The 12891-nt window shown below is 71.0% G+C and carries 9 protein-coding genes and 1 pseudogene; 6 read left to right on the plus strand and 4 right to left on the minus strand.

Annotated features, from left to right (window positions below; genetic code table 11):
* Positions 1–207: 207 nt before the first annotated feature.
* Positions 208–3738: a transcription-repair coupling factor gene (gene mfd, locus ACZ3IL_RS18910; protein ID WP_467391549.1), complete on the plus strand. Its 3531-nt coding sequence runs from the start codon at positions 208–210 to the stop codon at positions 3736–3738.
* Between the two features lie 261 nt (positions 3739–3999).
* On the opposite strand, the gene ACZ3IL_RS18915 is transcribed toward mfd, so the two are convergent.
* Positions 4000–5232, minus strand: coding sequence for an SGNH/GDSL hydrolase family protein (locus tag ACZ3IL_RS18915; protein WP_467391550.1), 1233 nt, complete (start codon positions 5230–5232; stop codon positions 4000–4002).
* A 249-nt stretch (positions 5233–5481) separates the two neighbouring features.
* On the opposite strand from ACZ3IL_RS18915, the gene ACZ3IL_RS18920 reads away from it, so the two are divergent.
* The 3 genes from ACZ3IL_RS18920 (at position 5482) to ACZ3IL_RS18930 (ending at position 7397) form a co-directional block, all read left to right on the plus strand.
* The gene (locus tag ACZ3IL_RS18920; protein ID WP_467391551.1) at positions 5482–5796 is read left to right on the plus strand and encodes a hypothetical protein; all 315 of its coding nucleotides are present in this window, start codon (positions 5482–5484) and stop codon (positions 5794–5796) included.
* A 7-nt stretch (positions 5797–5803) separates the two neighbouring features.
* Entirely contained in the window at positions 5804–6565 is a 762-nt protein-coding gene (locus ACZ3IL_RS18925) for an HNH endonuclease family protein (RefSeq protein WP_467391552.1), read from the plus strand.
* A 76-nt stretch (positions 6566–6641) separates the two neighbouring features.
* The gene (locus tag ACZ3IL_RS18930) at positions 6642–7397 is read left to right on the plus strand and encodes a hypothetical protein (protein WP_467391553.1); all 756 of its coding nucleotides are present in this window, start codon (positions 6642–6644) and stop codon (positions 7395–7397) included.
* Between the two features lie 153 nt (positions 7398–7550).
* On the opposite strand, the gene ACZ3IL_RS18935 is transcribed toward ACZ3IL_RS18930, so the two are convergent.
* From ACZ3IL_RS18935 to ACZ3IL_RS18945, 3 genes are all read right to left on the minus strand, one after another.
* Complete coding sequence (locus ACZ3IL_RS18935; protein WP_467391554.1) at positions 7551–8150, minus strand: DUF6262 family protein; 600 nt, start codon at positions 8148–8150, stop codon at positions 7551–7553.
* Positions 8147–9907 carry a tyrosine-type recombinase/integrase gene (locus tag ACZ3IL_RS18940; RefSeq protein ID WP_467391555.1) on the minus strand — a complete coding sequence of 587 codons (1761 nt, stop codon included), beginning with the start codon at positions 9905–9907 and terminating at the stop codon, positions 8147–8149. The genes ACZ3IL_RS18935 and ACZ3IL_RS18940 overlap by 4 nt, the downstream gene beginning before the upstream one ends.
* A gap of 437 nt (positions 9908–10344) precedes the next feature.
* Complete coding sequence (locus ACZ3IL_RS18945; RefSeq protein ID WP_467391556.1) at positions 10345–11466, minus strand: tyrosine-type recombinase/integrase; 1122 nt, start codon at positions 11464–11466, stop codon at positions 10345–10347.
* A gap of 123 nt (positions 11467–11589) precedes the next feature.
* Here ACZ3IL_RS18945 and ACZ3IL_RS18950 point away from each other — a divergent pair.
* Positions 11590–12030: pseudogene (locus tag ACZ3IL_RS18950) on the plus strand (HNH endonuclease family protein); the annotation flags it as partial.
* An 82-nt stretch (positions 12031–12112) separates the two neighbouring features.
* Complete coding sequence (locus ACZ3IL_RS18955) at positions 12113–12862, plus strand: N-acetyltransferase (RefSeq protein WP_467391557.1); 750 nt, start codon at positions 12113–12115, stop codon at positions 12860–12862.
* Positions 12863–12891: the final 29 nt, after the last annotated feature.

Raw genomic sequence — 12891 nt, forward strand, 5'->3', positions numbered from 1 at the left:
AGTGCAAGACTAAGCTTAGTCGTGCGGCCGGGTCGTGAGCCGGCCGCATCACTCTCCCGGGTGGCGCCGTTCCTTCGGGCGAGTGACGGCGGCACGTCGTAGGCTGGGGGCGACCGGGCCGGACGCGCCCGGGACCACCCGGCCCGTGCGACGTGCCGGGCCGTTCGCGTTGCCCGCCCCCGTCACTTCCCGGGATGGAAAAGCTTCATGAGTCTGCACGGCCTGCTCGATGTAGTCGTCAAGGACGCGGCCCTCGCGGAGGCGGTGAAGGCCGCCGCCGACGGCAACCGCCCGCACCTGGACCTGATCGGCCCGGCGGCGGCCCGGCCCTTCGCCGTGGCCGCGCTCGCCCGGGACGCGGGACGCCCGGTGCTCGCGGTGACCGCGACCGGCCGGGAGGCCGAGGACCTGGCCGCCGCGCTGCGCTCGCTCCTGGACCCCGACACGGTCGCCGAGTACCCCTCCTGGGAGACCCTGCCGCACGAACGCCTCTCGCCCCGCTCCGACACCGTCGGCCGCCGCCTCGCCGTGCTGCGCCGCCTCGCGCACCCCAGGGACGACGACCCGGCCTCCGGACCGGTCGCCGTGGTCGTCGCACCCGTGCGCTCGGTGCTCCAGCCGCAGGTCAAGGGGCTGGGCGACCTGGAGCCCGTGGCCCTGAGGACCGGGCAGACGGCGGACCTGAACGAGGTCGTGGAAGGCCTGGCGGCCGCCGCGTACTCCCGGGTGGAGCTGGTCGAGAAGCGCGGCGAGTTCGCCGTGCGCGGCGGCATCCTGGACGTCTTCCCGCCCACCGAGGAGCACCCCCTCCGGATCGAGTTCTGGGGCGACGACGTCGAGGAGATCCGTTACTTCAAGGTGGCCGACCAGCGGTCCCTGGAGATCGCCGAGCACGGCCTGTGGGCGCCGCCCTGCCGCGAACTGCTGCTCACCGACTCCGTGCGGGAACGGGCGGCGGCCCTCGCCGAACAGCACCCGGAACTGGGCGAACTCCTCGACAAGATCGCGCAGGGCATCGCGGTCGAGGGCATGGAGTCCCTGGCGCCGGTCCTCGTGGACGAGATGGAGCTGCTGCTCGACGTGCTGCCGGCGGGCTCCATGACCGTCGTCTGCGACCCCGAGCGGGTGCGGACCCGGGCGGCGGACCTGGTGGCGACCAGCCAGGAGTTCCTGCAGGCCTCCTGGGCGGCCACCGCCGGCGGCGGCGAGGCCCCGATCGACGTCGGCGCGGCCTCCCTGCGGGGAATCGCGGACGTACGGGACCGGGCGCGCGAACTGGGCATGCCCTGGTGGTCGGTGTCGCCGTTCGCGGCCGACGGGGAGACGTCCGGCGACGTCCTCACCCTGGGGATGCGCGCCCCCGAGTCGTACCGGGGCGACACCGCCCGCGCGCTCGCGGACACCAAGGGCTGGCTGGCCGACGGCTGGCGCACCGTGTACGTGACGGAGGCCCACGGCACGGCGTCCCGCACCGTCGAGGTCCTCGGCGGCGAGGGCATCGCCGCCCGCCTGGTCCCCGACCTCACCTCCCTCTCGCCCTCCGTCGTCCACGTGGCCCGCGGCTCCGTCGACCACGGCTTCGTCGACCCGGCCCTGAAACTGGCCGTGCTCACCGAGACCGACCTGTCCGGGCAGAAGGCGGCCGGCAAGGACGGGCAGCGGATGCCCGCCAAGCGGCGCAAGACGATCGACCCGCTGACCCTGGAGGCCGGCGACTACATCGTCCACGAGCAGCACGGCGTCGGCCGCTACCTGGAGATGGTCCAGCGGACCGTGCAGGGCGCCACCCGCGAGTACCTGCTCGTGGAGTACGCGCCCGCGAAGCGCGGCCAGCCCGGCGACCGGCTCTACATCCCGACCGACCAGCTGGAGCAGGTCACCAAGTACGTGGGCGGCGAGGCGCCGACCCTGCACCGGCTCGGCGGCGCGGACTGGACGAAGACGAAGGCGCGCGCCAAGAAGGCCGTCAAGGAGATCGCCGCCGACCTGATCAAGCTGTACTCGGCGCGGATGGCGGCCCCCGGCCACGCCTTCGCCCCGGACACCCCCTGGCAGCGCGAACTGGAGGACGCCTTCCCGTACGTGGAGACGCCCGACCAGCTCTCCACCATCGCCGAGGTGAAGGAGGACATGGAGAAGACCGTCCCCATGGACCGCCTGATCTGCGGCGACGTCGGCTACGGCAAGACGGAGATCGCGGTCCGGGCGGCCTTCAAGGCCGTCCAGGACGGCAAGCAGGTCGCGGTCCTGGTGCCGACGACCCTGCTCGTGCAGCAGCACTTCGGGACCTTCTCCGAGCGGTACGCGCAGTTCCCGGTGAAGGTGCGGGCGCTGTCCCGCTTCCAGACGGAGAGCGAGGCGAAGGCGACCCTGGAGGGGCTGCGGGACGGCTCGGTGGACGTCGTCATCGGCACCCACCGCCTCTTCTCCTCCGAGACGAAGTTCAAGGACCTGGGCCTCGTCGTCGTGGACGAGGAGCAGCGCTTCGGCGTCGAGCACAAGGAACAGCTGAAGAAGCTCCGGGCCAACGTCGACGTGCTCACCATGTCCGCCACCCCCATCCCCCGCACGCTCGAGATGGCGGTCACCGGCATCCGCGAGATGTCCACGATCACCACTCCGCCGGAGGAGCGGCACCCCGTCCTCACCTTCGTCGGCCCGTACGAGGAGAAGCAGATCGGCGCCGCGATCCGGCGCGAACTCCTGCGCGAGGGCCAGGTCTTCTACATCCACAACCGGGTCGACTCCATCGACCGGGCGGCGGCCCGGCTGCGCGAGATCGTGCCCGAGGCGCGGATCGCGACCGCGCACGGCCAGATGTCGGAACAGGCCCTGGAACAGGTCGTGGTCGACTTCTGGGAGAAGAGGTTCGACGTCCTCGTGTCCACGACGATCGTGGAGTCCGGCATCGACATCTCCAACGCCAACACCCTCATCGTCGAGCGCGGCGACAACTTCGGGCTGTCGCAGCTCCACCAGCTGCGCGGCCGGGTGGGACGCGGCCGGGAGCGGGGGTACGCGTACTTCCTGTACCCGCCGGAGAAGCCGCTCACGGAGACCGCGCACGAACGGCTCGCGACGATCGCCCAGCACACCGAGATGGGCGCCGGCATGTACGTGGCCATGAAGGACCTGGAGATCCGGGGCGCGGGCAACCTGCTCGGCGGCGAGCAGTCCGGCCACATCGCGGGCGTCGGCTTCGACCTGTACGTGCGGATGGTCGGCGAGGCGGTCGCGGACTACCGGGCGCAGACCGAGGGCGGCGGCGAGGAGGAGGCCCCGCTGGAGGTCAAGATCGAGCTGCCGGTCGACGCGCACGTGCCCCACGACTACGCGCCGGGCGAGCGGCTGCGCCTCCAGGCCTACCGCGCGATCGCCTCCGCGAACTCGGAGGAGGACATCAGGGCGGTGCGGGAGGAGCTGACCGACCGCTACGGCAAGCTGCCCGAGCCGGTCGAGAACCTGCTCCTGGTGGCGGGCCTGCGGATGCTGGCCCGCGCCTGCGGGGTCGGCGAGATCGTCCTCCAGGGCCCGAACGTCCGCTTCGCCCCGGTGGAGCTGCGCGAGTCCCAGGAGCTGCGGCTCAAGCGCCTGCACCCGCGCGCGGTCGTCAAGCCGTCCGCCCACCAGATCCTGGTCCCGCGCCCCACGGGGGGCAGGATCGGCGGGAAGCCGGTGGTGGGCCGCGAACTGCTCGCGTGGACGGGAGAGTTCCTGACCACGATCCTGGGGTCCTGACGCGCGGCGGTGGGGGGGCCCCCCGGGCGGGCCCCCCCCCCCGCCCGGGGGGGGGGGGGGCCGGGGCCCCCCCCCCCCCCCCCCCCCCGGGCCCCCCGGGGGGGGGGGGGGGGCCCCCCCCGCGGGGGGGGCTGTGGGGGGGGGGGGGGGGGGGGGGGCGGCCCCGGGGGGGGGGGGGGGGGGCCGTGCCCCCCCCCGGGGGGGGGGCCCGGCGGGGGGGGGGGGCCCGCCCCCGGGGGCCGCCCACCGCCCGTGCCGGGGTCAGAGCAGGTCCGGGTCCACCGCCTCCGCCATCGCCCGGTAGCCCGCGTCGTTCGGGTGGAGCCCGTCGCCGGAGTCGTAGGCGGGGAGGAGGCGGTCCGGGTCCGCCGGGTCCGCCACCGCGCGGTCGAAGTCCACGACGGCGTCGTACGCGCCGGAGGTGCGCACCCAGTGGTTGACGGCGTCCCGCACGGCCTCGTTGGCCGGGGTGCCGTAGCGGGAGCCCTTGACCGGGAGGAGGGTCGCGCCGACGACCCGCAGGCCCCGGGCGCGGGCCTCGCCGATCAGGGCGCGGTACCCGTCGATCAGCCGTCCGGCGGAGACGTCCGTGCCGGCGCCGATGTCGTTGATGCCTTCGAGGACGACGACGGTCCGGACGCCGGGCTCGGTGAGGACGTCCTTCCGGAGGCGGGCGAGGCCCTTCTCGCCCGCCCAGGAGCTGTCGTCCAGGAGCCGGTTGCCGCTGATGCCGTGGTTGAGGACGGCGCGGGGCCGCCCTGCCCCGGCCAGGAGCTCGGCGAGTTCGTCCGGGTAGCGGTTGTCGGCGTCGGGAGTGGAGCCCGCGCCGTCGGTGAGGGAGTCGCCGAGGGCGACGACGCCGTCGCGGCGGCCGGCGTCCCGCCCGCCGGATACCTCGACGCCCGAGAGGTAGTACCAGGACCGGCCGGTCTCCCCGAAGGCCGCGCCGGACTCGTCGGCGCGGTGGTCGCCGTCGGCGCGGTAGGCGGTGGCGGCGGCGAGCCGGTGGAAGGTGGCGGGGCCGGTGGGGCCCGCCGGGCGGAGGGTGACGGTCAGGGACTCGAAGGGCGCGACGGGGAAGCGGACGGCGTCGCTGTGGAGGGTGCCGCCGGCCGGGACCGTCACGGACTCCTCCCCGCCGAAGCGCAGGTGCCGCAGGGAGCCCGGCACGACGGCGCCGCCGCGCGCGGCGCGGGCGAGGGTCGCGCCGGCGATCCGCAGGGGAGCGGCGCCGTAGCGGTTCGACAGTTCGATCCGGACCCGGGCGCCGCCGGAGGTGACGCGGACGACCTGGCGGACGGTGTGGTCGTCGAAGCCCCGCCACGACCAGTCGGGGGAGTGCGGGGCGGCCGGTGCCTGCGGGGAGGCGGCCCAGGCGCCGCGCCACGCGGAGTCCCGGGGGCCGGGGGCGGCGGTGGCGGACGGTGACAGGGCGAGGGCGGCCGTGGTGAGCACGGCCGCGGCGGCGCGGCAGAGGACGAGCATGGTTCCCATGGTTCCGTTGATGACCGGCGGGGGCGGGCCCCTACCGCCCCCGGACGGAAGTCACCTCGTGAGGAGCAGGCCGGCGGGCGGACGGGAGCCCCCCCGGGGGCCCGCGCCGCCCGTCCCGGAGGAGGCGCGGAACCCCGGAGGGTGCGACCCTGGGGAGGCGTGGTCCCCGGGAAGGTGTGACGTTCCGGAACGGGGGAACCCGAACGTTCCGGGGCCGGAGGGCCTCCGGGCCGTCCGACCTAGGATTCGATGGTGCCGACGTATCGCAGGAACCTCGCCGCCCCGGCCCTCGCCGCCGCCGTCCTCGTCGTCGCCGGCTGCTCGCCCGGGAGCGGCGGCGGCACGACCGGGACGCCGGCCGCGCCCGGTACCGCCCTCGCCGCCGTGGACACCCTCACCGTCAAGGGGCGGGCCCCGAAGACCGGGTACGACCGGGAGGAGTTCGGCCGCGCCTGGGTGGACGTCGACAAGAACGGCTGCGGCACCCGGGTTATCTCTATGCTTCGCCAGGTAACTGGGGCATTTGTGCAGCTCATGCAGGGGGCGATGGGTTGTGCTTACTGAGAGGCACATGAGTCACAAGGGAGTGGGGAACGTGCGCTTCTTTCGCGCGGCGGCGGTGGCAGCAGCTGCCGTGCTTCTCGTCTCTGGATGCCAGGGCGGCTCCTCCGCGAGCTCCGGTCCGACTGCGTCGGACGGACGGGCGGTCAGCCCGCTCAAGAACCCGGACGGTACGAAGCCCGGCCTGGCGCCCGTGACGGCCGACGCGGACGAAGCGGCGGCCCGCCGACTCATCGAGAAGCTGACCACAAAGGGTCGGGGGCCGAAGACGGGCTACGACCGCGACAAGTTCGGCTACGCGTGGATGGACACAGCGGACGGTGTGCCGCTCGCGAGGAACGGGTGTGACACTCGAAACGATCTCATCCGTCGTGATGGTCAGAACCTTCGTTTCCGAAGCGGCTCCGACTGTGTGGCCATCTCCATGACACTGCACGACCCGTACACCGGGACGACCATCGAGTGGCGCAAGCAGCAGGCCTCCGAGGTGCAGATCGACCACGTGGTGCCGCTCTCGTACAGCTGGCAGATGGGTTCGTCGCGCTGGTCGAAGAGCAAGCGTGAGCAGCTCGCCAACGACGTGCTCAACCTGATCCCGGTCCAGGGCCGGGCCAACTCGGCCAAGGGCGACTCCGGACCGGCGTCCTGGCTGCCCCCGAACAAGCAGATCAGGTGCGCCTATGTGGTCCGCTTCGCGCAGGTGGCACTCAAGTACGAGATGTCGGTGACGGCGCCGGACAAGGAGACGATGCTGAAGCAGTGCGGGGGCTGACAAGCGGCTGGTCAGAACGGCCTCTTCTGGCCCCGATGCGACGGCTTGGTCGTCTGCCCCTCCCTAAGGTGAGCCCATGACACAGACTCCCCGGCCCTCGCCCCGCGCGGCCAAGCCCTCCGTAGGGCCGCTACCGCCAGTCGACTGGATCGACCACATCGACATCGACCCTATTCGTGCCCTGGAGATGCTTGTCCTCGGCTGGTTCCCCGCCGGAGTCACCGCGCCGGATCGGGATGTGACCATGGACGACGGAGCAGCCGACCTGCCGCGGGCGCTTGCCGCCTTCCACCGCCTTGCCCGCCTCCGCCCCGACCTCTACCGCTTCAGCAACCCCGTGCTCGAACACCCTCGGCACACCACAGGACCGCGCGGCGGCCGCCTCGTCATCGCCGCCGATAACCAGGGGTGCAGGGATTGGTCCATACCCTGGCCGCCGCAAGGCCCCGCCGAGGTTGACCCTCGCGTCTGGCTCACCGAAGACCCCTGGCACGACGACGACCCGGAGGTCATTCTTGAAGCGGAACCCCTCAGCCGGTTCCTGCTGCAGTTCACCCTCAATGAAGCCACCAGCGGCATTGCCCCCTTCAATGCCTGGTCCCTCGTCATGCCCGTTGAGCGACTGGAACCGTTGTGGGACCGTCTGCGCCCCGTCCCCCTGAGCCCCTTCCTTCCCACCTACGGGGGTGACCGGTTCTACGCAGCCCCGGGACTCCTCGCGAGCGTCAGTGGCGACGAGACGCAGGCGACCATTGCTTTTGGCGCGCTCCATCGCGAAACCCTCGCCCCTTTGCGGGAACACGGCTTCCCCTGGATGCGCTTCGACGAGTAGCCCCGCACCGGTCGACCACTCACCATCGGGTTGGGTAGGGACCCGATAGATCGTGCGACTACCGGGGTGGGGTCAGTCCGATCCGTTCCTTTCACTGGCAGTGCCGGCCGCGAGGGGAAACGGACAGCCTGCCGTGTGGTGGTTCGGCACGGACTACTGAGACGGAACGGCTCGCATCGCACGGCGGAGACCGGCGCGCGCGGCCGTGAGATCGTCTTCCGTCTCCCGCAGGCGGCTCTCCAGGGCGAGGATCCTGTCCCTGGCCTCCGACAGATCCTGGCTCAGAACCGTGTTCTGTTGTTCCAGCTGTTGCACCCGTTCGACCAGCTCGTTTCGGTTCACCCCGTCCAGCTCGGCACCGAGAGACAGCCGGACCCGGTTCCGGAGCCGATCCCGTTCCCTCTTGAGGTCTTTGATCTCTTCGCGTGCCAGGGTGAGGTCCGTCCGCAGCCCGGCAGGGGACACCTGTTGTGCCTCCGGAGAGGGGGAGTTCTGACGTACCTGCTCTCGCTGGGTGGTGATGCCGTCCTGAACGGCCTGGTGCACCTGGGGCTGGTTGTAGACGAACCACGTCGACACCGCCGCGTCCCGCGCCACCTGGCTGACGGTGATGCGCCGTCCCGAGCGGAGAAGGCCGTCCACTGCATCGAGCGCGCGCTTGGTCTTGTCCTCGCTGTCCTTGGCACGGCTGGCGCGCAGGCGCTCGACCCGCGCATCCCGCTCATTGCCGTCGGAAGCGGCGGGACTCTTCATTCGGGGCTCCGTGTCGTCAGTGCCTGCAAGGGGACGAAGGCCGCTGCGGAGCGGGCCTTGCGCAGCTCACGCGAGGCGGATTCGACGGCGGCCCGCTCCTCGAGAGGCAGCGCATCGAGCTTCCTCCGCATCTCGTCGGCCGACTTCGAGTACGCGCGGATCTGGTCGTCGAGATTGCGAACAACCCAGTCCGCTGCCTCCATCGCCAGAGCGGCCTCCTTGTCGGCCCGCAGGTCCGCGATCTGCTGTTCCAGGGCTGGCAGGTAGGAGGGGTCGGGCCGGTAGAAGTCGCACCCCGCGCACTGGAAGCGGATGCGGCAGTGCCCGCCTCCGGCCTTGACGTTGCTCGGTTCGGTGCAGCCGCCGTACGGAACCCCGACGCTCTCCACTTCGTAGGCCAGTGGGTCACTGAAGCCACGGGATTTCCCGTGCCGGTCGACGGCGAGCGCCGCGACCGTCCGCACGGCCTCCTGCTTCCGGCTGAGGGAGACCTTGTAGTACCCCATGGTGACGTCCAGCGAACGGTGGTCCATGAGTTCCCGGAGGACGTCCGGCCGGGTGCCGGCGTCCGCGTGACGCTGAGCGTAGGCGTGGCGAAAGCCGTAAGGAACGATCTTGGTCCGATCGTATGCCAGTGGTTCGCCGTTCTCGTCCAGGCGCTCGTCCCAGATGGTGGGGATCAGCTCGTCGACCCAGATACGGAAGATGCGGCTGCAGAACTGCGGCGAGGTGAGGTGCCGACGGCGGGGACGGTTGCGTTGCCCGGGGGAAGGAAACAGCCACTCGGCGCAGGCCGGCACCGGTGGGAGAGCCTCCAGCTCCCTCTGCCAGGCCTCGACCTCCCGGGCGGTGCTCTCGGAGATCGGCAGGCGGCGGCCGTGTCGGCGCCGTTTGTGGTTGTCGTAGATCAGCGTCGGTTTGCCGTCGATCCACTCCAGGCAGTCTCGCCGCAGGCTGGTGACCTCGCCCGGGCGGCGTCCTGTGTCCCTCAGGACTGTGTAGACCACCTGATACATGCGGGCGAAGTCGGCAGTGGTCCAACCGCCGCTCTCGTAAGCCGTGGAAGTGCCCAGCAGGTCGATGTGCGCATCGAGTTGGGCGATGACATGTTCGGGAACTGCGCGGCCGATGTCGTCCTCGGTCACCTCGATCGCCGCGATGGTGTGGAAGCGGGGATTGACGGCGAACCCGCCGGGGATGTGGTCCATCATCCCGGCTTGCCGGGCGAACTCCAGGAACGCACGCCAGCGCCGCAGCAGTGCTCGCCTGTGGCTCGTCAAGTGATCGTGCCCGTCCTCGGGGCGTTTGCTGATGCGGAAGTGGTCCACTACAGCGTTCATGTCCGCCATCGACAGCCGCTCAGGGGTGTCTCCCTCGGAGCGGAGAGCCAGCGCGGCCGACGCGATGGTCGCGGCGTACACGGTCTGCCTCAGCTCCAGAACATCGGGACGCGTCACGCGCCCGTACTCCTTGACGAGTTCCCGAAGCCACGTCTGTCGTACGGGCCGGAAATCGACCACGCCATGAACGGCTTTGTACTTCCTGCCCCGACCTGCAGTGAGGCCCACCAGCGCGCATTCCCAGACGTCGCCCGAGGTGGGGTCGGCGCCTTCGAACTCCGCCCGGGCACATCGGATGTGAAGGAGGACGCTGTTGAGAACGCCTCTGGCAGCAGCGGGGAGTTCGGAGGAGAAGCCGGAGTCGAGGCTCAGGAGGGAGTCGAGCTCCCGCGGGAGGCTTGCCACGATGCGGCGCATGCGTTGGGGGACGAGGCTGATTCCAGCGTCGTCGCGTTGTTGAAGCCCAAACAGAATCTCGTGTCGCACGGCTGGGGAAACCCGTGCCAGAGAGAACTGGGAGACCCCTGGCTTCACTCCGTCAGTGACGTTCGGCCGTCGACGAGCCACCACTGGGGCGTACGTCGTGTCGAAGTCCGCAGGATTTCCTCTGAGAAGACGGGCTTTGCGGCAGGCGTCGCAGCGACTGCCGTTGTTTCCGACGTGCGTGGAGCAAGCCGCGACTGCGCAGGTGAACACGTGGGTCGTCGGATTGTCTGGATCAGCTGTGAACAGTGCCTTGGTCGGATCCCATTCGGTCGTTCGCCAACTGGAAGCGAGGCGTTCTGCGAGCCAGGCGGACCAGTCGGTGAGCGCGGTTGAGTGCGGGGGAACCGTGGCGAGCGCAGTGCTCGATGTCATCGCGCGATCTCTAGGGTGAGGCTGTCGACGGCCGATCGAAGGTCCTCGTCCTGAGCGTGGAGATAGACAGCCGTGCTGGCCGACGACGCATGCCCCAGCAAGGTCTGTACGACATCGGGCGCCACGCCGCTGCGGATCCAGCGGGTTGCCGCTGTGTGCCGCATCATGTGCGGCCGGGCGCGCAGGCCGCAACGGTCACCGATGCGCTCGATGACCTGCTTCGCGTTCGAGTACGACATCGGACGGCCCGCCCAGCCGCCGACGAGATTCACGAATACGTAGTCACAGCCTGCCGCTCCGGAAACGTCTTCCCGCTCGGCCAGATACTCGCGGTACCGGTGAACGGCGGTCTGAGCGAGGGGCACCGCACGGTGCCGACCGGCCTTGGCGCGTGCCCCGTTCTTGTTGTCCTGGCGGGGGCGGACGTGCAGGTGGGCGCCACCGGTCCGGCAGCCGAGATGTGTGGAGTCCGGGAGTAGGTGCATGTCCTCACGCCGCAGCCCGAGGGCTTCGCCGATGCGGAGGCCCGCCTCCACCAGGACGGTCAGCAGCAGCCGGTCACGCGCGGTGCGAGCGGCGTCGAGGATCTGATCCATCTGGTTGCTGGTGAGGATCTGCGGTGCTCGCTCGATTTCCGCTGCTTTCAGGGCACGGGCCTTGACCGTCAGATGCTGGCCGCCCTCGCCGGGGTCGAAGCCGACTGGGGCATGGGTGAGGAAGCGCGGTTCGCTGAGACGCGCCGCGACCTCGTGATCCACATGTCCCTGGACCGCGCAGAAGCGGAGGAACTCGCACACCGCGGTGAGCGTGGCGTTGACCGTCTTGCCGGACGGAGGCCGCCCATGTCGTGTCGGTGTCCGTTCGACGTGGAACTTGAACAGGCTCATGTCACCGAGCCGGACGGTCTTCCAGTCGGTGCCTCGCTCCGCGCACCAGCTGAGGAAGCGACCGATTCTGGGGATGTACGCGCGCTGTGTCTGTGGGGATCGCCCGGCTCCACGCAGGTAGAGGGAGAACTCGCGGGCCTCAGGATGAGGCGTGTACGTCTCCTCGTCGACCAGGAGCCAGGTGATCTCGCCGGTGGTAGGCGATACGGCCTTCTCTGTGCGTAACGTCACGGGATCTACTTCCTGTCTCCAATGTCGCTCATATGCCTCGCGGCATGGCTGATAACAGCGAGGGACAGGAATGGGTTACGGCTGTGCCTCATGTGCATCGCATTGAGGAGGGAGATGGAGATAACCCGGGACGACATCCTCAAGCGCGACCTGACCGGGGTCCGGTTCACCGACGGCCACTGCAAGGTCGCCTCCGGCACCCTGAGGAACGACCCGTACACCGGCACCACCGTCACCTACACCCGGGGCCGCAGCAAGGTCGACATCGACCACGTCGTGGCGCTCTCCGACGCCTGGCAGAAGGGCGCGCGGCAGTGGGACGCGGAGACCCGGCGCCGCTTCGCCAACGACCCGCTCAACCTGCTCGCCGTGGACGCCGCCGCCAACCGCGGCAAGTCCGACGGCGACGCGGCGACCTGGCTGCCGCCGAACGGCGCGTACCGCTGCGCGTACGTCGCCCGCCAGGTCGCGGTGAAGAAGAAGTACCGGGTGTGGGTGACGGAAGGGGAGCGGGACGCGATGAAGCGGGTCCTCGGCGGCTGCCCGGAGCAGAAGCTCCCGTAGGGCGGCGCCCGGACGCGGACCCGCACGGCGACCTGCGGGAAAACCCGTTGGCCCCCGCCGGAACGCTCTTTAGTCTGCGGCCATGGAACTGAACATATCGACCCTCGCCGAACGCCCCGAACTGGAAGGGCCGATGTGGGACATGCGCCACCTCTGGCCCGAGTTCATGATGCACGACCCGGTGGGCTGGGCGAACATGGGCCGGATCGTGCGGCGGTTCCCGGAGTACGTGCTCGTCGCCACCGGCGCCGACGGGGCGTTCGTCGCGCGCGGCTTCAGCGTCCCCTTCCGGATGGACCTGGACGGCCGCCGCGCGCTGCCCGACCGGGGCTGGGACGAGGTGCTGCTGTGGGCCTTCTCCGACCTGAAGCAGGGCCGGGAGCCCGACACGGTCAGCGCGATCGAGATCACGGTCGACCGGGACCACCTGGGGCAGGGCGTCTCGCACCGGATGCTGTCCGCCCTGCGGGAGAACACGGCCGCGCGCGGCTTCACCGAGCTGGTCGCCCCGGTCCGCCCCAACGGCAAGCACCGGGAGGCCGGGGCGTCCATCCACGAGTACGCCTTCCGCACCCGTGAGTCCGACGGCCTGCCGCACGACCCGTGGCTCCGCGTCCACGTGCGCGCGGGCGGCACGATCGAGGCGGTGGCCCCGGCGTCGATGACCGTCCCCGGCTCCGTCGAGCAGTGGCGGAAGTGGACCGGCCTGCCCTTCGACACGGACGGCCCGGTCGAGGTCGGGGGCGCCCTCGTCCCCGTCCACTGCGAGGCGTCGCGCGGCTACGCGGTCTACGTCGAGCCCAACGTGTGGGTCAGGCACCGGATCGCGTGACCGGGGGGCGGCCGGGCGCCGGGGAACCC

The sequence above is a fragment of the Streptomyces sp. NPDC014907 genome (genome assembly GCF_055562975.1).